At 70.2% G+C, this 18,576-nt stretch carries 15 protein-coding genes; 3 read left to right on the top strand and 12 right to left on the bottom strand.

Features of this window, described 5'->3' with window-relative positions:
* Positions 1 to 9 precede the first annotated feature (9 nt).
* From OHT57_RS19240 to OHT57_RS19185, 12 genes are all read right to left on the bottom strand, one after another.
* Positions 10 to 903: a DUF4429 domain-containing protein gene (locus OHT57_RS19240; RefSeq protein ID WP_328747680.1), complete on the bottom strand. Its 894-nt coding sequence runs from the start codon at positions 901 to 903 to the stop codon at positions 10 to 12.
* Positions 904 to 926: 23 nt separating this feature from the next.
* Positions 927 to 2,663 (bottom strand): RICIN domain-containing protein, encoded by a 1,737-nt coding sequence (locus OHT57_RS19235; RefSeq protein ID WP_328747679.1) that lies wholly within the window; start codon positions 2,661 to 2,663, stop codon positions 927 to 929.
* A 137-nt stretch (positions 2,664 to 2,800) separates the two neighbouring features.
* The gene (locus OHT57_RS19230) at positions 2,801 to 4,573 is read right to left on the bottom strand and encodes an IucA/IucC family protein (RefSeq protein WP_328747678.1); all 1,773 of its coding nucleotides are present in this window, start codon (positions 4,571 to 4,573) and stop codon (positions 2,801 to 2,803) included.
* Positions 4,570 to 5,103 carry a GNAT family N-acetyltransferase gene (locus OHT57_RS19225; protein ID WP_328747677.1) on the bottom strand — a complete coding sequence of 178 codons (534 nt, stop codon included), beginning with the start codon at positions 5,101 to 5,103 and terminating at the stop codon, positions 4,570 to 4,572. The genes OHT57_RS19230 and OHT57_RS19225 overlap by 4 nt, the downstream gene beginning before the upstream one ends.
* Positions 5,100 to 6,377 (bottom strand): lysine N(6)-hydroxylase/L-ornithine N(5)-oxygenase family protein, encoded by a 1,278-nt coding sequence (locus OHT57_RS19220; RefSeq protein WP_328747676.1) that lies wholly within the window; start codon positions 6,375 to 6,377, stop codon positions 5,100 to 5,102. Before OHT57_RS19220 ends, OHT57_RS19225 begins: the two co-directional genes overlap by 4 nt.
* Complete coding sequence (gene desA, locus OHT57_RS19215) at positions 6,361 to 7,803, bottom strand: lysine decarboxylase DesA (RefSeq protein ID WP_328747675.1); 1,443 nt, start codon at positions 7,801 to 7,803, stop codon at positions 6,361 to 6,363. Before desA ends, OHT57_RS19220 begins: the two co-directional genes overlap by 17 nt.
* Positions 7,804 to 7,947: 144 nt before the next feature.
* Entirely contained in the window at positions 7,948 to 8,781 is an 834-nt protein-coding gene (locus OHT57_RS19210) for a siderophore-interacting protein (RefSeq protein ID WP_328747674.1), read from the bottom strand.
* A gap of 57 nt (positions 8,782 to 8,838) precedes the next feature.
* Positions 8,839 to 9,888, bottom strand: a complete 1,050-nt coding sequence (locus OHT57_RS19205; RefSeq protein ID WP_328747673.1) for an ABC transporter substrate-binding protein — start codon at positions 9,886 to 9,888, stop codon at positions 8,839 to 8,841.
* 140 nt (positions 9,889 to 10,028) lie between these two features.
* Positions 10,029 to 11,189, bottom strand: coding sequence for an acyl-CoA dehydrogenase family protein (locus OHT57_RS19200; RefSeq protein ID WP_328747672.1), 1,161 nt, complete (start codon positions 11,187 to 11,189; stop codon positions 10,029 to 10,031).
* 7 nt (positions 11,190 to 11,196) lie between these two features.
* Positions 11,197 to 12,117, bottom strand: coding sequence for a hydroxymethylglutaryl-CoA lyase (locus OHT57_RS19195; RefSeq protein ID WP_328747671.1), 921 nt, complete (start codon positions 12,115 to 12,117; stop codon positions 11,197 to 11,199).
* On the bottom strand, positions 12,114 to 14,030 hold the full coding sequence (locus OHT57_RS19190; protein WP_328747670.1) for an acetyl/propionyl/methylcrotonyl-CoA carboxylase subunit alpha: 1,917 nt from the start codon (positions 14,028 to 14,030) through the stop codon (positions 12,114 to 12,116). Before OHT57_RS19190 ends, OHT57_RS19195 begins: the two co-directional genes overlap by 4 nt.
* Before the next feature lie 6 nt (positions 14,031 to 14,036).
* Positions 14,037 to 15,653, bottom strand: coding sequence for a carboxyl transferase domain-containing protein (locus tag OHT57_RS19185; protein ID WP_328747669.1), 1,617 nt, complete (start codon positions 15,651 to 15,653; stop codon positions 14,037 to 14,039).
* Between the two features lie 98 nt (positions 15,654 to 15,751).
* Between OHT57_RS19185 and OHT57_RS19180 the strand changes: the two genes are divergently transcribed.
* The 3 genes from OHT57_RS19180 (at position 15,752) to OHT57_RS19170 (ending at position 18,574) form a co-directional block, all read left to right on the top strand.
* On the top strand, positions 15,752 to 16,345 hold the full coding sequence (locus tag OHT57_RS19180; protein WP_328747668.1) for an SACE_7040 family transcriptional regulator: 594 nt from the start codon (positions 15,752 to 15,754) through the stop codon (positions 16,343 to 16,345).
* A gap of 164 nt (positions 16,346 to 16,509) precedes the next feature.
* Positions 16,510 to 17,667, top strand: coding sequence for an acyl-CoA dehydrogenase family protein (locus OHT57_RS19175; protein WP_328747667.1), 1,158 nt, complete (start codon positions 16,510 to 16,512; stop codon positions 17,665 to 17,667).
* Between the two features lie 34 nt (positions 17,668 to 17,701).
* Positions 17,702 to 18,574 carry an acyl-CoA thioesterase gene (locus OHT57_RS19170; protein ID WP_328747666.1) on the top strand — a complete coding sequence of 291 codons (873 nt, stop codon included), beginning with the start codon at positions 17,702 to 17,704 and terminating at the stop codon, positions 18,572 to 18,574.
* Positions 18,575 to 18,576: the final 2 nt, after the last annotated feature.

Genomic DNA, 18,576 nt, shown 5'->3' with positions numbered 1-18,576 from the left:
CAAAGGCTGTTACATCCCCTTGAGGACCGCCTGTTTCGCCATCGTGAACTCCTCGTCCGTCAGCACTCCGGTGCGGTGCAGCTCACCGAGCTCGCGCAGACGGCGCAAGAGGGCGTCATGGCCGTCCTCGGCAGGGGCGACCGGAGGGGAAGGCGTTTTCGGTCGCAGGTCCTTCTTCGCGGGTACGTCGACGGCGGCGGCCCGGGCCGGGTGCGGAATCCTGGCCTGGACCGCCGCCGCGACCAACGCCATCAGCGCGTCCTTCCTGAAGCCCCACAGCTCCACCGCGTTGGGGTCGTACTTCGGCGGGGCCTTGGTCGGCGCGTGCCGCACGGTGAAGCGCAGATGGCCGTTCTCCAGGCCGGCAGCGGGCTGCCACTCCACGGCGACCACATCGGTCACGGCAATGGTGCGGGTTCCCGCGGAGGCCTTGGCGTCCTCCGTCTTCCAGTTCCACTCCAGGCGGATGTGCTCGCCGTCGAAGGAGGCGGTGCCGTCGCCCGCGGACACCGAGAGGGGCACGGCCGGGCCCGGCAGCAGGTACCCGTCGACCGGGTCGGCCGGGACCTGGTCCAGGAGCAGCGCGTTCCTGACCTCGTCCACGAAGTACTCGGCGACTCCGTAGCGGTCCGACTCGACGGTCAGCTGGTAGGGGTCGTGCGGCTCGGACAGCCGGCCGCCGGTCGCGTGCAGCAGGGGGTCGGCGCCGTCCCGCAGCCGTAGTCTCAACCGGCCGCTCCTCTTGCCCTGTTCGAAGGAGATCCCCGCCAACGCCCCCAACGGGACGACCAGTTCACCCAGCGTTTTGCGGAGCAGTCCGACGTTCTTGTCTCTTCCCGGAGTCAGCCGCAGAGCGTCGCCGTCGAAGACCCATGTGCCGTCCTTCTGGAGGATTTCCGCCATGGGGAAATTCTGTCATTCGGGGCTCAGTTGCCCAGCGCCCTGTCCAGGGCGTCGTCGAGAGCGAAGCGGATCGCCCGGCCCGCGGTCGCGGTCGACAGCATGCGGATCTCGCCGTTGCTGATCCCCACGGCGATGGCGGGGTTGTCCTGGCAGACCAGCGTGAAGCTCTTGTCCTGGTGGGTCCTGAGGACGAACGCCTGGTCCTCCGGGTAGGGGGCGCGGTCACCCTGCTGGTAGGCGCACCGCCGCATCTGCATGGGATCGCCCAGGGCGCGGTAGCCCGCGATGTCCAGACAGAGCGTCGACGCCACGTGCTGGAGGCCGACGGCCCCGCCGCCGATGTCGACGACCCGCCACCGCTGCGCCGCGCCTTCGTCACAGGCGGCTGACGCGGGGATGTTGTCCGGGGAGTCGCCGGCGCCGGCCGTGACGCACCGGCCCGGGCTACCCGTGCTCTGCAGCGCGACGGTCGCGAGCACGGTCCCGGCGTCCGGGGAGGCCGAGGCCGAGACGGGGGCCGACGGGATCGGCGAGCGTGCCCGGTACGGCGGACCGTAGGAGTCGACGGCCGTTCCGGTCTGGGTCCCGGACCACAGGTTGAGGGCGACGGTGGTGGCGACCGCGGTGACCACGACGGCGACGGCTATGGCGAGGACGGGGCGTCGCGGGGCCGGAACGGTGGAGAGGGGCAGCGCGGGGGCGTCGGGGACGCTCTGGCCGGGCCCGGTCGTGCCGGCCGCCCCGGGCCACGCCTGCGGTGCGGCGGCCGAGGGCGGGCTCTCCACGGAAACTGACACGGACCCGACCGTTCCGCCGGCCGCCTTCGTCGCCGGATCCGGTCCGGACCCGCGTCCTCCCCTGACACGTACCGCCACCCTGGCCCACCGGCCGGGCCTGGCCCGCGGGCCCCGTTCCATGGACGCTCCCGGCACCGTCGGCGGGACCTTCTCCGGGGTCGTCGGCCGCCTTTCATCGGTGCGCGTCGGCGTCAAGGGTTTCGCCGCCCGGTAGGACGGGCCGCCCCACACCAGGAGCCGGTCGACGAGCAGGGCCCGCAGCTCCTGCGCCTCTCCCGAGGTGAGCGTGCGCAGCAGTGCCATGTCGTGGGTGCAGAACTCGCAGGTCTCCAGGTGCTGTTCGAGGTCCGGCGGAGTCTCTCGGTGCGTGCCGCGGGCGATCGCGCCGAGCATGCCGCCGTAGTGCACGCAGCGGGCGTCGGCCGTGTGCTCGGTGCGCAGCCGCAGGAAGGTGTCGGCGAGCCGGGAGCGGGCCGACTCGGCCATGGACGCGGCGAACTCCTCCGAGGTGTTCAACACGCGTGCGGCGAAAGCCGGTTCGCCCTCCGCGAGGCACAGCCACAGCGCGATGCGCGGCTGGTCGGCCAGTTCCGTGAACGTCCGCAGCAGCAGCGCGTTGTGCTCCAGGCGCCGCAGGGTGTCCGCCGTGCCGAAGGTCTCGCCGGCCCACCGGGCCCAGTCCCGGAAGCCGGGGCGAAGGAGCCCGGAGCGGCCGTCCCCCAGCCATCCGAAGGCCGTCCGCCGTACGTCGGCCAGGAGAGCCGTGCGCATGGCGGACCCCTGCTGTCCCGCGAGTACTTCGGCGGCGAGCCGGGCAGCGGCGTCCGGTCTGCCGCAGAACGCGCCCGCGTAGGCGTGGACGGCCGCGACGTCCTCCGCGGGGATGCCGGGCGCCGGGTCGTGCAGGACCTGCTGTGGCGAGTGCTCGGACATCATCGTCTCGTCTCCAGGGAGCGCGGTCACGGCAGCATGTGGACCGTAGTGGCACTCACTATGACGATGCTGTGCCCGCTGTGTGCTCAACGGCGACGAGAAAAGCCGGAAAGGGGCGGGGCGCGGGAGGACCGTACTCCCGTGCCCCGCCCGGTGGTTGGGCCGTACTACAGGCCGGCGACGGGGTTGTTCAGCGTGCCGACCAGCTGGAGCGCGCCCGACGGGTCCGCCAGGTCCACCATCTGCTTGTTGTTGCGCAACTGGAGGCGGTTGAGGCAGGAGAGGGCGAACTCGGGCGCGAACATGTCGTACCGCTCGAACTTGTCGGCGAGTTCGGGCACCGAGTGCTGGTAGTCGCGGGTGACCTCGGCGACCGTGCGCCAGAAGTCCTCCTCCTCCAGGATGCCCTCGGCGGCGAGGTTCGCGGCGAGGAAGCGGAAGAAGCAGTCGAAGACGTCCGTGAAGATCGACAGCAGCTTCTTGTCGTCCGGGACCTCGACGCGCAGCCGTTCGACGGCCGGCGGGAGGACCGCGTCCGGGTCCAGGACGGCGATCTCCTCGGCGATGTCCTTGTAGATCGCGCGCTCGACCACACCGTCCTTGAGGACCAGGATGACGTTCTCGCCGTGCGGCATGTACACCAGGTCGTAGGCGTAGAAGCTGTGCAGCAGCGGGGTGTAGTAGGCGTGCAGGTAGCGGCGCAGCCAGTCCGTCGGGGTGAGTCCCGACCGCTCGATGAGCGCGCCCGCGAACGACCGGTCCTCGTGGTCGACATGGACCAGGGAGGCCATGGTGGCGAGCGACTCGCCGTCCCGGAGGGAGGGGACCGGGCTCTCGCGCCACAGGGCGGCCAGCATCTTGCGGTACGGCGAGTAGCGGTCCGTCGCCGCCTCGTACTCCAGGTGCCGGTAGCCCACGGCGGCCCGCTCGCGGATGATCGACAGACCGGTCGACTTCAGCACCGGGTCGCCGTCGATGAGCCCGGCGAGCCAGTCGTTGATGGCCGGTGTCGCCTCCATGTAGGCGGCCGAGAGTCCGCGCATGAAGCCCATGTTGATGACGGACAGGGCCGTCTTCACATAGTGCTTCTCCGGGTGCGAGGTGTTGAAGAAGGTCCGGATGGACTGCTGGGCCAGGTACTCGTCGTCGCCCTCGCCGAGGCAGACGAGGAGGCCGCGGGCGATCTCGGCGGCGAAGGTGACGCTGAGCTTGTTCCACCACTGCCAGGGGTGGACGGGGATGAGGAGGTGGTCGGCCGGATCGAGGCCCTTCGCGCGCAGGACGCCGTAGAGGCGCTCGACGGTCTCCTCGCCCAACTCCTGGCGTACGAACGGCTCGTACTCGATGCCGACCCCGGCCGTGAACGCGGCGCGCGAGCGGTGCGCGGCGAGCCAGACCAGGCGGACCGGGCTCGCGGTCTCGGGGGCGTACGAGAGGTACTCGTGGATGCCGAAGCCGAGCCGTCCGTTGTTGGCGACGAAGCAGGGGTGGCCCTCGGTCATGCCGGTCTCGATGTCCTGGAAGGAGCTCTTCGCGAGCTCGGCGACCGGGATCTGCGGCTTGGTGAGTTTGTAGCAGGTGCCCGAGAGGGTGGAGGAGATCTCCTCCAGGTAGACCGGCAGGATCTCGTCGCTCAGGCCGAGGGTGTTCTTCAGTTCGATGAAGAAGTCCAGGGCGGCGAGGGGGAGTTCGGCGCCGTCGCGGTGCCGGGTGATCGAGTCGGCGTCGACCTGCCAGTGGTCGAGGGCGCGGCGGACGGCGGTGAAGTCGTAGCGGGTCTTCCCGTCGTCGCTGCGGACGACGTACTGGTCCTTGTCGCTCTCCTCGGGCTCGATCAGCCGCTCGTGCGCGAACTCGGCGAGGCCCTTGCGGATCAGGAGTCGGTTGGCGGTCTCCCAGCGCTCGGGGGAGAGATGGGCCACGGCGTCGGCGAGGCTCATGCGGCCACCCCCGTCGCGACCATGAACTGCTCCCGGGTGCAGAAGCTCAACAGGGCCATTTTCTCCGGCTTCCGGATCTCTCGCTCGGGCACGAACCCGACCGCCCCGTTCAGGGCGTGGACGGCCTCGTTGGAGACGTCCGGCTCCACGACCACGCGCCGGGCGGCCGGGTCCTCGAAGAGGTGGGCCATCACGGCGGTGATGACGGACCGGGTGAAGCCGCGGACGGGCTTGTCGGTCGCCGGGGTCAGGAAGTGCATGCCGACATCGCCGGGCAACGGCTCGTACAGGCCGACCAGTTCCCGGTGTGCGGGGTCGTACTTCTCCATCAGGAAGGCGGGAACGCCGTGTTCGTCGAGGCCCAGCAGCGCGTGGTGGTGCTCGTCGGCGGCGACGTCCATGTACGCGCGCTCGACGTCCACGAGCGTGGCGTCCTGCATCATCCAGTACGCGGCCTTGGGGTGGGTCAGCCACCCGTGCAGCAACTCGGCGTCCTTCAGGGGGTCGAGGGGGCGGAAGGCGAAGGTCATACGGCGAACTCCTGGAACGCGATCGTCTTTTCGACCGGGTAGTACTCGGTGCCGAGCAGCTCTCGGATGATGGAGCTGTTGCGGTAGGCGCCCATGCCCAGGTCGGGGCTGGTGATGCTGTGCGTGTGGACGCCGGCGTTCTGGAGGAACACGCCTCTGCCCGTCACGTCGATCGCGTAGGTGCGGGACACGTCGAAGTTGCCGTGCGAGTCGTAGCGCAGACGGTCCTTGACCGGTGCCAGGAACTCCGGCTCGGCGTACCTGTAGCCGGTGGCCAGCACCAGGCCCTGGGACTCCAGCTCGAAGTCCTTTTCCTGCTCCTCCTGGCGGAAGGAGAGCGTGTACGTGCCGTTCTCGTGACGCGCGCTGTTCAGCGAGGAGTTGGTGAGCAGCCGGGTGGGCACCGGGCCGCCGAGGTTCTTCTGGTAGAGCAGGTCGAAGATCTCGTTGATGAGGTCACCGTCGATCCCCTTGAACAGGCCCTTCTGCTCGGCGGTGAGCCGGTAGCGGGTGGCCTCGGGGAGCTCGCGGTAGTAGTCGATGTACTCCGGGGAGGTCATCTCCAGCGTGAGCTTGGTGTATTCGAGGGGGAAGAAGCGCGGGGAGCGGGTGACCCAGTTCAGCCGGTAGCCGTGGACGTCGATCTCGCCGAGGAGGTCGAGGTAGATCTCGGCGGCCGACTGCCCGGAACCGACGAGGGTGATCGACTCCTTCTTCACCAGTTCCGAACGCTGCTGCATGTAGCGGGAGTTGTGCAGGAAGTCGCCGCCCAGTCCCTGGCAGGCCTCCGGGACGTAGGGCGGGGTGCCGGTGCCGAGGACCAGGTGGCGGGCGCGGAACTCGTCGCCGGCCGAGGTCTTCACGACGTAGAGGTCGTCCTCGTACGTCACCTCCGTCACCGTCGTGCTGAAGCGGACGTTGCTCAGTCTGTTCGCGGCCCAGCGGCAGTAGTCGTTGTACTCCACCCGCAGCGGATAGAAGTTCTCGCGGATGTAGAACGAGTACAGCCGGCCCCTGTCCTTCAGGTAGTTGAGGAAGGAGTACGGCGAGGTCGGGTCGGCGAGGGTGACCAGGTCCGACAGGAACGGGGTCTGGAGGTGGGCGCCGTCCAGGAACATGCCGGCATGCCACTCGAAGTCGGGCTTGGAGTCCAGGAAGATCCCGTCGAGTTCGTCGATGGGCTCGGTGAGACAGGCGAGGCCCAGGTTGAACGGGCCGAGCCCGATCCCCACGAAGTCGTAGGTGGCGGACGGGTTTTCAGGACGCGCGGTCAAGGGACTCTCCCAGGTACTGCTCGGCGTGGCCGGCGATCAGGTCGAGGACGACGGACATGTCCTCGACCGTCGTCTCGGGGTTGAGCAGGGTGAACTTCAGGTAGTGGCGGCCCTGGACCTTCGTGCCCGCGACCACCGCGTCGCCGGAGGCGAACAGGGCCTTGCGGGCGTACAGGTTGGCGCGGTCGATCTCGGCCGGGTCGGTGACGGCGGCGGGGATGTAGCGGAAGACGAGGGTGGACAGACTCGGTTCGACGACCACGTCGTAGCGCGGGTCGGCGGCGAGCAGGTTCCAGCCCTCGGCGGCCAGGTCGCAGACCTCGTCGAAGAGCTGGCCGACGCCGTCGGCACCCATCACGCGCAGGGTCATCCACAGCTTCAGCGCGTCGAAGCGGCGGGTGGTCTGGAGGGACTTGTCCACCTGGTTGGGGATCCGTTCCTGCACCATGCGGAGCGGGTTGAGGTACTCCGCGTGGTAGGTGGCGTGCCGCAGCGTGGCCGCGTCGCGGACCAGCACCGCGGACGAACTCACCGGCTGGAAGAAGGACTTGTGGTAGTCCACGGTGACCGAGTCGGCACGCTCGATGCCGTCGATGCGGTGCCGGTACTTGTTGGAGGCGAGCAGACCGCAGCCGTAGGCCGCGTCCACGTGCATCCAGGTGCCGTACTGCTCGCACAGCTCGGCGATCTCGGGCAGCGGGTCGATGGAGCCGAAGTCGGTGGTGCCGGCGGTGGCGACGACGGCCATCGGGACCAGGCCGTCGCGGCGGCAGCGCTCCAGCTCGCGGGCGAGGGCGACGGTCTGCATGCGCTTGTCGTGGCCGACGGGGATACGGACCACCGAGTCCTGGCTCAGACCGAGGAGCTTGGCGGACTTCTGCACGCTGAAGTGGCTGACCTCGGAGGCGAAGATGCGCAGTTTGGCGAAGGTGTCGGTCTTGGCCTCCTCGCGAGCCAGGAGCAGCGCCTGAAGGTTGGACTGCGTGCCGCCCGAGGTGAACACGCCGTCGGCGGCGGGGCCCAGGCCGATGCGCGCGGTCGTCCAGTCGATCAGTTTGCGCTCGATGAGTGTGCCGCCTGCCGACTGGTCCCAGGTGTCCAGGGAGGAGTTGACAGCGGAGAGGATCGCCTCGCCGAGCACGGCCGGGATGACGACCGGGCAGTTGAGGTGGGCGAGGTAGCGGGGGTGATGGAAGTAGACCGCGTCGCGGAGGTACACGTCCTCCAGCTCGTCGAGCACCGCCGCGGTGTCCAGCAGGGGCTTGTCGAGGTCGATGCCGTCGATGCGGGGGGTGAGGTCGTCGACGGTGACGCCGGTGAACGGCCTTGTGGTGGTGGCGAGTTTGGCCGCCACCCGCTCGACTCCTTCGGTCACGGAGCGGCGGTAGCTCTCCGCGGTCGTGTCATTGAGCAGGTGCGAGCGCATGAGGGGGTCCTCCGGTGGGGACGATCCGTGCGGGGCGGGGGGCAGGAGCGGGGCAGGGCCACGGCTTCAACTTAGGTAAGCCTAACCTAAGTCGATCGAGGGGAAACCCGCCTCATCCGTGACTGACGTCACGCCGATGGAGGGCTACCCGGCCGCCCGCAGCTGCTCCTCGGTCATCCCCTGACGCCAGTAGCCCACGAACGTGACCCGGCGCCGGTCGACCCCGAGCTCGCGCACGAAGTGCCGGCGCAGCTCCTTCACGCACCCGGACTCACCGGCGATCCAGACGTACGGCCGCGCGGCGGGAGGGAGTTGGGCATCGCGCAGGGCGCCGAGTGCCGACGGGGACACCTCGGCCCCGGTCCGCTCCCTCACGAGCCAGGTGATCTCGGCGTCGGCGTCGGTGACCAGATCCTGGATGTCCCCGGCGTCGTGCACCTCCAGCCAGACCCGGGCACGCTGTCCGGCGGGCAGCGATTCGAGGATCGCCGAGACGGCGGGGAGCGCGGTCTCGTCTCCCCACAGCAGCACCAGATCGGTGTCCTCGGGCGGCCGGAACCGGATCGCCCGGTTGTCGGCGACCGCCGGCCCGAGCAGCTGGACCCTGTCCCCGGTGCGGGCCCGCGCGGCCCAGCGGGAGGCGGGCCCAGCGGGCTCGTGCAGCACGAAGTCGATGTCGATCTCGTCGGGATCGCGTCGCAGACCCCGCAGGGTGTACGACCGCATCACCGCCCGCTCCTCGTCCGGCAGTTCCCGCCAGGCCTGCCACCAGCCGTCCCCGAGCTCGACGGGAACGCCGGGCTCGGTCCGCCCCTCGGCGGGGAGGAACAGGGACAGGGACTGGTCGTGTCCGTCGGAGAAGAAGTGCCGGAGATCCTCTCCGGTGAAACTGACCCGGACGAGAGACGGCCCGAGCCGCCTCGTCCGTACGACCTGGAGGGAAAAGAAACGGAACGGGGCGGCCACGGCCGTAGTCATGGGGTAACTCCTGAATCGACGTCAGGGATGCCTGTGCGGGGGTGCGGGGCCCGACGGCTAGCTGACCTTCTTCGCGGTCTCGATCGCCTTCGCGAGGTTCTCCACCATCGCCACGCACTTGTCGTACGACGGGATCGGCTCGGGGGAGCGGGAGATGACCTGGCCGGCCTTGACGGCGGGCAGCTTCTTCCAGGTCGCCTCGGTGATGTCGGCCGGCTGGATCGTCGCCGTACGGTCGTCCATCATGATGATGTCGGCCTTGTACTTGTCGACGTTCTCCCAGCTCAGGTTCTCGAACCAGCCACCGCTCGCCTTCAGTACCGACGCCGACGGCTCCACGAAGTTCACGCCGAGGGCCTTGAAATACTCCAGGTCGACGGAGAGGTTGGAGCCGGAGACGTAGAAGACGTCCTGTGCCGCGGACCCGGCGAGCACCTTGATGTCGGGGTGCGCCTTGGCGGCGGCCCGCAGTCGCTGCGACGCCGCCTCGAACCGCTTCTTCGCGTCGGTGACCTGGGCGGCCGCCATGTCGGCGCCGAGGGACTCGGCCAGCTCCCACACGCGCTGGAGAGGCGCCGTGAGCTGGCGGTCGTAGACGGAGATGCCGACGCTCGGCGCCAGCTTGGCGATCTTGGAGGCGGAGGCGGCGGGGACGTACCAGAGGGTGCCGGCGCCGTCGAAGATCGTGGTGATGAGGACCTCGGGCGCGAAGGCCGCGTACTCCTCGACGTTGAACTGGTCCCAGACGTTGCCGAAGACCGTCAGCTTGCTGACGTCCATGTCGCCGGCCTGGACGTCGGCCTTGCCGTCCTTGGTCTTGGTGGGTCCGAAGACGCCCTTGACCTCGATGCCGTAGTCGTGGAGCGCGGCGGCGACGCCGACGAAGGCGACGATCTTCGTCGGGACCTTGTCGAGCTTCACGGTCGTACCGCGGTCGTCCTTGAAGGACCAGGGGCCGGAGGCCTTGGCGGGCGCCGACGAGTCCGAACCGCTGCTCGTGTCCGAGTCGTTGTCGCCGCACGCGGCCAGGGCGGCACCGAGTCCGAGCGCGCCGCCGGCGGCGAGGAGACCGCGACGGGTGAAGGGGACGGGGCGGGCGTTCGACATGACTGTTGTCTGCTTTCGTGCGTGCGGGGCCACAGGGGGGTACGCGCCGACGGCGGGTGACCGGAACGAACTTAGGTTAGCCTAACCTCGCCTGTCATCCAAAGGGCGGTGTGCCCCCGCCGGACCCCTGTGGCGGCCGCTCAGCCCGTCAGCCCCAACTCCCTTGCGATCAGCATCCGCTGGACCTCGCTCGTGCCCTCGCCGATCTCCAGGATCTTGGAGTCGCGCCACATGCGGGCGACCGGGTACTCGTTCATGAAGCCGTAGCCGCCGTGGACCTGGGTGGCGTCGCGGGCGTTGTCCACGGCGATGGTGGACGAGTACAGCTTGGCGAGGGCCGCCTCCTTCTTGAAGGGCTCGCCCAGGACCAGGCGCGAGGCCGCGTCCCGCCAGGCGAGGCGGGCCGTGTGGGCCTTCATCTCCATGTCGGCGATCTTGAACTGGATGGCCTGGTTGGCGCCGATGGGCCGCCCGAAGGCCACCCGCTCCTTCGCGTACTTCACCGACTCGTCCACACAGCCCTGCGCGAGCCCCGTCGCGAGGGCCGCGATGGCGATCCGGCCCTCGTCGAGGATGCGCAGGAACTGGGCGTAGCCGCGGCCCTGTTCGCCCAGCAGGTTCGCCGCCGGGACCCGGACGTCCGAGAAGGACAGCTCACGGGTGTCGGAGGCGTTCCAGCCGACCTTCGAGTACGGTGCCGCGACCGCGAAGCCCGGCGTGCCCGACGGCACGATGATCGAGGAGATCAGGGGCTTGCCGTCCGGCTTGCGCCCGGTGACCGCGGTGACGGTGACCAGGCCCGTGATGTCGGTGCCGGAGTTGGTGATGAAGCACTTGGTGCCGTTGATGACCCACTCGTCGGTGTCCGGGTCCAGGCGGGCCGTCGTACGGGTCGCCCCGGCGTCGCTGCCGCCGTCCGGCTCGGTCAGTCCGAAGGCGCCCAGGATCTCCCCGGAGCACAGCCGGGGCAGCCACTCGCGCTTCTGCTCCTCGGTGCCGAAGAGATGCAGGGGCATGGCGCCCAGGGAGACGCCGGCCTCCAGGGTGATGGCCACCGACGAGTCGACCCGCGCGAGTTCCTCCAGCACGAGGCCGAGGGCGAGATAGTCGCCGCCCATGCCGCCGTACTCCTCGGGGAACGGCAGGCCGAACAGGCCCATGCGGCCCATCTCACGGACGATCTCGTACGGGAACTCGTGGTGTTCGTAGTACTCGCCGATCTTCGGCGCCACTACGTCATGCGCGAACTCCTCGACCGTACGGCGGAGTTCTTCCAGTTCGGGGGAGAGACGGTGGTCCATCGGTGGGTCACTCCTGGTGGGAGAGGGCGCGGACGGTGCGGGACGGGCTGGGTCGGCCCAGGTGTTCGGCCATCCAGACGCTGGTGGCGACGAGAGTGCCGAGGTCGACCCCGGTGTCGATGCCGAGGCCCTGAAGCATCCACACGAGGTCTTCGGTGGCGAGGTTGCCGGTGGCGGACTTGGCGTACGGGCAGCCGCCGAGGCCGCCCGCCGAGGCGTCCACCGTGGTGACGCCGTGCTGGAGGGCCGCGTAGGTGTTGGCGAGCGCCTGGCCGTACGTGTCGTGGAAGTGCACGCCCAACCTCTCGACCGGTACGTCGAGTTCGGTCAGCAGCGCGCGTACGTGGCCCGGTGTCGCCACCCCGATCGTGTCGCCGAGGCTGAGTTCGTCGCAGCCCATGTCGAGCAGGGCGCGGCAGACCCCGACCACCTGCGGGACGGGGACGGCGCCCTCCCACGGGTCGCCGAAGCACATCGACAGATAGCCGCGGACGTGCACGCCCGCCGCCTTCGCTCGGCCGACGACCGGTTCGAACATCGCCAGTGCCTCGTCCACCGTGCGGTTGAGGTTGGCCTTGGCGAAGGACTCGGTGGCGCTCGCGAAGACGGCCACCCGGGTGGCGCCCAGCGCGAGGGCGCGGTCCAGGCCGCGTTCGTTCGGCACGAGGACGGGGAGGTCGGCCGCCAGGTCGCTGACGAGCGGGAACAGCTGCTCCGCGTCGGCCAGTTGGGGCACCCACTTCGGGTGGACGAAGCTCGTCGCCTCGATCGTGGTGAGCCCCGCGCCGGCGAGGCGGCGCACGAACTCCGCCTTCACCTCCGTCGGCACGGTCGACTTCTCGTTCTGCAGGCCGTCGCGGGCGCCGACCTCGTGAATACGGACCCGGGCGGGCAGGCCGGCTTCGGGGACCGTCATGGGCAGGGTCACTTCGCCGCCTCCTCGTGAGGTGCGATCACGGCCAGCACCTGGTCCATGGCGACCGTCGTGCCCGGTGTGACGTCGAGCTCGGCGACGGTGCCGGCGTGCGGGGCGGCGATGACGTGCTCCATCTTCATCGCCTCGACGACGAGCAGGCTCTGGCCCGCGGCGACCTCGTCCCCCACGGCGACCTTCACGACGGTCACGGTGCCCGGCATGGGCGCGGTGAGCGAGTCGGCCCCCTCGTGCGCGGAGCGGGTGAGGGACGCGGCCACCGGGTCGTGGTCGCGGACGTGCCAGGCGTCGCCGTCACGGCCGATCCAGTCGCCGGCGTGGTGGAAGGTGCGGCGGACGCCGTCGAGGGTGACGGTGACCTGGCCGGCGGTGACGGTGTGGGTGCCGCGCGGGGCGTACTCCACGGGTTCCTGTACCCGGAGATGGAATCCGACGGGCTTGCCGAAGCCGCCCAGCCGCCAGCCGCTCGGCACCGAGAACGGGTCGGTCCAGCCGGCTTCCTGCGGGCGCAGCGCTTCGAGGCGTACGGCCGCCGCCGCCTCGTACACCTCCTCCGGGACGTCGGTGGAGACCAGGTCGTCCACCACGCGCTCGACCAGCCCGGTGTCCAACTCGCCCGCGACCACCGCCGGATGGGCCAGCAGCCGCCGCAGGAACCCCGCGTTGGTCTGCACGCCCAGCGTCACCGTCTCCGCGAGAGCCGCCCGGAGTCTCCTGAGGGCGGTCGCGCGGTCCGGGCCGTAGGCGATGACCTTGGACAGCATCGGGTCGTAGAGGCTGCCGACCTCCGTGCCCTCGCTGAGCCCGGAGTCGGTGCGGACGCCGTCGCCCTGCGGCTCGTGCAGTCGCAGCACCGTGCCGCCCGACGGCAGGAACCCGCGTGCGGGGTCCTCGGCGCAGACACGGGCCTCGATCGCGTGCCCGGTCAGCCGGACGTCCTCCTGCCCGTACGGCAGCCGCTCGCCCGCCGCGACCCGCAGCTGCCACTCCACCAGGTCCAGCCCGGTCACCAGCTCGGTCACCGGGTGCTCGACCTGGAGGCGGGTGTTCATCTCCATGAAGTAGTACGACGACGGATCGCTGCCCGGGACGATGAACTCCACCGTGCCCGCGCCCCGGTAGCCGCAGGAGCGGGCCGCCTGGACCGCCGCCTCGCCCATGGACGCGCGCGTGCCCTCGTCCAGCAGGACCGAAGGGGCCTCCTCGACGACCTTCTGGTGCCGCCGCTGCAACGAGCACTCGCGCTCGCCGAGGTGGATCACGTTGCCGTGGCCGTCCGCCAGTACCTGGATCTCGATGTGCCGGGGCCGGTCCACCCACCGCTCCACGAGCAGCGTGTCGTCGCCGAAGGAGGTGCGGGCCTCACGGCGGGCGGCGGCGATCTCCTCTTCGAGGACGGTGAGGTCACGGACCAGCCGCATGCCCTTGCCGCCGCCGCCCGCGCTGGGCTTCAGCAGCACCGGAGGGCCCAACTCGCGGGCGGCCTCGGCGAGATCGGGGTCCCGGCCGCCGGGTACGACGGGCACTCCGGCAGCCTGCACGGTCTCCTTGGCGCGGATCTTGTCGCCCATGAGGGCGATCGCGTCCGCCGGGGGTCCGATGAAGACCAGCCCGGCGTCGGCGCACGCGCGCGCGAAGGCCGCGTTCTCCGCGAGGAAGCCGTAGCCAGGGTGCACGGCCTGGGCGCCGGTACGAGCGGCGGCCTCCAGGAGCCGCTCGACGGACAGATAGCTCTCCGAGGCCGGTGCCGGTCCCAGGCGTACCGCCGTGTCCGCCTCCCGGACGTGCCGCGCGTCGGCGTCCGCGTCGGAGAAGACGGCCACCGAGCGCACGCCCAGCGCGCGCAGGGTGCGGATGACGCGGACCGCGATCTCGCCCCGGTTGGCGACAAGCACTGTGTCAAACATGGGTCCTCACATCCGGAAGACGCCGAACTGGGGGTCGCCCAGCGGCGCGTTGGCGCATGCGGTCAGGGCCAGGCCGAGCACCTGCCGGGTGTCGAGCGGGTCGATGACCCCGTCGTCCCACAGGCGGGCGGTGGCGTAGTAGGCGTTGCCCTGGCGCTCGTACTGGGTGCGGACCGGGTCCTTGAAGGCTTCTTCGTCCTCGGCGGGCCACGTCTCGCCGCGAGCCTCCAACTGGTCCCGCTTGACGGTCGCGAGGACCGACGCGGCCTGTTCGCCGCCCATGACGGAGATCTTGGCGTTGGGCCACATCCACAGGAACCGGGGGGAGTAGGCCCGCCCGCACATGGAGTAGTTCCCGGCGCCGTACGAACCGCCGACGACCACCGTCAGCTTCGGCACGCGCGTGCAGGCGACCGCCGTCACCATCTTGGCGCCGTGCTTGGCGATGCCGCCCGCCTCGTAGTCCCTGCCGACCATGAAGCCGGAGATGTTCTGCAGGAACAGCAGCGGAATGCCGCGCTGGTCGCACAGCTCGATGAAGTGGGCGCCCTTCTGGGCCGATTCGGAGAACAGGATGCCGTTGTTTCCGACGATGCCCACCGGATGTCCCTGGATCCGGGCGAAGCCGGTGACCAGGGTCTGCCCGAACTCGGCCTTGAACTCGGCGAAACGGGAGCCGTCGACCAGGCGGGCGATGATCTCGCGTACGTCGTAGGGGGTGCGGGAGTCGGTGGGGACCGCGCCGTAGAGGCCGTAGGGGTCCACCTTGGGCTCCACCGCGGGCCGGACGGACCAGGGCAGCGGCCCGCGCGCGGGAAGGGTCGCGGCGATGTTCCGCACGATCCTCAGGGCGTGGGCGTCGTCCTCGGCGAGGTGGTCGGTGACGCCGGAGACCCGGGAGTGCACCTCGCCGCCGCCGAGCTCCTCCGCGGTGACGACCTCGCCGGTGGCGGCCTTCACCAGCGGGGGACCGCCGAGGAAGATCGTGCCCTGGTTCCGCACGATGACGGCCTCGTCGCTCATCGCCGGGACGTACGCGCCGCCGGCCGTGCACGACCCGAGCACGGCCGCGATCTGCGGGATGCCCGCCCCCGACATCCGGGCCTGGTTGTAGAAGATCCGCCCGAAGTGCTCGCGGTCCGGGAAGACCTCGTCCTGCATGGGCAGGAAGGCGCCGCCGGAGTCGACGAGGTAGATGCAGGGGAGCCGGTTGTCGAGCGCGACCTCCTGGGCGCGCAGGTGCTTCTTCACGGTCATCGGGTAGTACGTGCCGCCCTTGACGGTGGCGTCGTTGGCGATGACGACGCACTCCCGCCCGCTGACCCGCCCGATCCCGGCGATGACCCCGGCGGCCGGGGCCTGTCCTTCGTACATCCCGTCGGCGGCGAGGGGGGCGAGCTCCAGGAAGGGCGAGCCGGGGTCGAGCAGGCCGTCCACCCGGTCCCGTGGCAGCAGCTTGCCGCGCGCGGTGTGCCGGGCCCGGGCCCTGTCCCCACCGCCCAGCCGGGCCGCGGCGAGCTTGTCGCGCAGCTCCTCCACGAGGGCCCGGTGGGCCTCCTCGTTGGCCTTCCAGGCCTCCGACGCGGGGTCTGCCGCGCTCGTCAGCTCGGGTGCCTGATCCATGTCCGGCGGTCTCCCTCACCCAGTGATCTGCTGTTAATGAGCGTTAACCAACTCCTTCAGGTTAACGACCGCTAACCTCCCTGTCTAGAATTGCTTCCATGGCCACCAGAACCGACGCCCCCACCCGCCGCGAGCAGATCCTCAAGGAGGCCGCGCGGCTGTTCGCCGAGCGCGGGTTCCACGGCGTGGGTGTGGACGAGATAGGCGCCGCGGTCGGCATCAGCGGCCCCGGCCTCTACCGGCACTTCCCGGGCAAGGACGCGATGCTCGCGGAGCTGCTGGTGGGGATCAGCGGGCAGTTGCTGACGGGCGGGAAGCGGAGGGTGGCCGAGTGGGGTGGCGACGACCCGGAGGCGCTGCTGGACTCGCTGATCGAGGGCCACATCGACTTCGCCCTCGACGACCGTCCCCTCATCACCCTCCACGACCGTGAACTGGACCGCCTGCGCGACAGCGACCGCAAGCTGGTCCGGCAGCTCCAGCGGCAGTACGTCGAGCTGTGGGTGGAGGTGGTCCGCGAGGTCTACCCGGCCCTGGCCGAACCGGCGGCCCGTTCCGCGGTCCACTCGGTCTTCGGCCTGCTGAACTCGACCCCGCACCTGGGGCGGCCGGGGTCGCTGCCGGGGCGGGGAGTGACAGCCGAACTGCTGCACCGCATGGCCCGGGGAGCGTTCGCGGCGGCGGGGGCGTGACGAGCGTTACGGGATCACCTCTGGACGCCCCTCCCTACCGGCCGGTACCTTGATTCTGAGCAAGCGCTTAGCCCAGGGACCGCAACCATCAATTGAGGACCCCCACGGCGAGCAACCACATACGCGAGAGCGGCGCCGGCTTAGGCGCAGAAAGGGAGCCGGCGGTGCGCCGTACTGTGTTCAACGAGGACCACGAGGCGTTCCGGGAGACCCTGCGGGCCTTCATCGAGGCCGAGGTCGTCCCGGTCTACGACGAGTGGTTCGCGGCCGGCCAGGCGCCGCGCGACTTCTACTACAAGCTCGCCGAGCTCGGCGTCTTCGGCATCCGCGTAGACGATGAGTTCGGCGGCGCCGGCATCGACTCGTACAAGTTCGAAGCCGTGATGTACGAGGAGACCGCCCGCGCGGGTGTCCAGTTCGGCGGCTCCGGTGTGCACGTCCTGCTCGGACTGCCGTACATCAAGATGCTCGCCACCGACGAGCAGAAGAAGCGCTTCCTGCCGAAGTTCGTCTCCGCCGAGGAGATGTGGGCCCTCGCGATGACCGAGCCGGGCACCGGCTCCGACCTCGCGGGCATGAAGACCACCGCCAAGCTCTCCGAGGACGGCACGCACTACGTCCTCAACGGCTCCAAGACCTTCATCACCGGTGGCGTCCACGCCGACCGCGTGATCGTCTGCGCCCGCACCTCCGCGCCCACCGCCGAGGACCGCCGCTTCGGCATCTCCCTGTTCGCCGTGGACACCAAGTCCGAGGGCTACTCCATCGGCCGCAAGCTGGACAAGCTGGGCCTGAAGACCTCCGACACCGCCGAGCTCGCGTTCGTCGACGTCAAGGTCCCCGTCGAGGACCTCCTCGGCGAGGAGAACAAGGGCTTCTACTACCTCGGCCACAACCTCGCCTCCGAGCGCTGGGGCATCGCCTTCGGCGCCTACGCGCAGGCCAAGGCCGCCGTCCGGTTCGCCAAGGAGTACGTCCAGGAGCGCACCGTCTTCGGCAAGTCCGTTGCGTCCTTCCAGAACACCAAGTTCGAGCTGGCCGCCTGCCAGGCCGAGGTGGACGCCGCGGAAGCCGTCGTCGACCGCGCCCTCGAAGCCCTCGACGCCGGCGAGCTCACCCCCGCCGAGGCCGCCAGCGCCAAGCTGTTCACCACCGAGGTCGCGCACCGCGTCATCGACCGCTGCCTCCAGCTGCACGGCGGCTACGGCTTCATGAACGAGTACCCGATCGCCCGCCTGTACGCGGACAACCGCGTCAACCGCATCTACGGCGGCACCAGCGAGATCATGAAGTCGATCATCGCGAAGGACATGGGCCTGTAAGCCGCGCGGAATCACCGACCGGTACAACAGTTCCATGAGCCAGGCACTTCAGGATCTCCTCGATCTGCTCGACCTCGAGCAGATCGAGGAGAACATCTTCCGCGGCGCGTCCCGCCCCGCCGTCGTCCCCCGCGTCTTCGGCGGGCAGGTCGCGGCGCAGGCGCTCGTCGCCGCCGGGCGGACGGTCCCCGAGGACCGGCTCGCCCACTCCCTGCACGCGTACTTCCTGCGCCCAGGTGACCCGGGCGCGCCGATCGTCTACACCGTCGACCGTATGAACGACGGCCGCTCCTTCACCGCGCGCCGCGTGCTCGCCGTCCAGCACGGCCAGCCGATCTTCGCCCTCTCCGCGTCCTTCCAGCGGCACGAGGAGGGCTTCGACCACCAGGCCCCGATGCCGGCCGCCCCCGACCCGGTCACCCTCCCGACCTCCGCGGAGCGGCTGCGCGGCTACGACCACCTGGACGCGGCTGTCGTCGAGCGGTTCCTGGAGACGCGCGAGGCGATCGACCTGCGCTACGTCGAGGACCCGCCGTACGGGAAGTTCGGCGAGTCGCGCGAACCCCACTCCCAGGTCTGGTTCCGCACCAACGGCAAGCTCGCGGACGATCCGCTCCTGCACGTCGTCCTCGCCACCTACGTCTCCGACATGACGCTCCTCGACTCGGTCCTCCTCGCGCACGGCCGCGGCGGCTGGGCCGTCGGTGACGTGGTCGGGGCCTCGCTCGACCACGCGATGTGGTTCCACCGCCCCTTCCGCGCCGACGAATGGCTCCTGTACGACCAGGAGTCGCCGTCGGCCTCGGGTGGCCGCGGTCTCGGCCAGGCCCGTATCTACACGCAGGAGGGCCAGTTGGCGATCTCGGTGATCCAGGAGGGCGTCGTCCGGGCGCCCCGGCGCACCTGAGG

It is taken from the genome of Streptomyces sp. NBC_00285 (assembly GCF_036174265.1).
Taxonomy (GTDB): domain Bacteria; phylum Actinomycetota; class Actinomycetes; order Streptomycetales; family Streptomycetaceae; genus Streptomyces.
Note: the sequence above shows the minus strand (reverse complement) of the source record. Positions and strands in the feature narration are given on the sequence as shown.

Coding starts and splice junctions, on each gene's coding strand:
- OHT57_RS19230 (WP_328747678.1), bottom strand. CDS start 4,573: ATGAGCCTCGCCGACGCCGTGGCCCATCTCTCCCCCGAGCGCTGGGAG.
- OHT57_RS19180 (WP_328747668.1), top strand. CDS start 15,752: ATGGCCACCAGAACCGACGCCCCCACCCGCCGCGAGCAGATCCTCAAG.
- OHT57_RS19210 (WP_328747674.1), bottom strand. CDS start 8,781: ATGACTACGGCCGTGGCCGCCCCGTTCCGTTTCTTTTCCCTCCAGGTC.
- OHT57_RS19190 (WP_328747670.1), bottom strand. CDS start 14,030: ATGTTTGACACAGTGCTTGTCGCCAACCGGGGCGAGATCGCGGTCCGC.
- OHT57_RS19240 (WP_328747680.1), bottom strand. CDS start 903: ATGGCGGAAATCCTCCAGAAGGACGGCACATGGGTCTTCGACGGCGAC.
- OHT57_RS19185 (WP_328747669.1), bottom strand. CDS start 15,653: ATGGATCAGGCACCCGAGCTGACGAGCGCGGCAGACCCCGCGTCGGAG.
- OHT57_RS19170 (WP_328747666.1), top strand. CDS start 17,702: ATGAGCCAGGCACTTCAGGATCTCCTCGATCTGCTCGACCTCGAGCAG.
- OHT57_RS19205 (WP_328747673.1), bottom strand. CDS start 9,888: ATGTCGAACGCCCGCCCCGTCCCCTTCACCCGTCGCGGTCTCCTCGCC.
- desA (WP_328747675.1), bottom strand. CDS start 7,803: ATGCGCTCGCACCTGCTCAATGACACGACCGCGGAGAGCTACCGCCGC.
- OHT57_RS19200 (WP_328747672.1), bottom strand. CDS start 11,189: ATGGACCACCGTCTCTCCCCCGAACTGGAAGAACTCCGCCGTACGGTC.
- OHT57_RS19225 (WP_328747677.1), bottom strand. CDS start 5,103: ATGACCTTCGCCTTCCGCCCCCTCGACCCCCTGAAGGACGCCGAGTTG.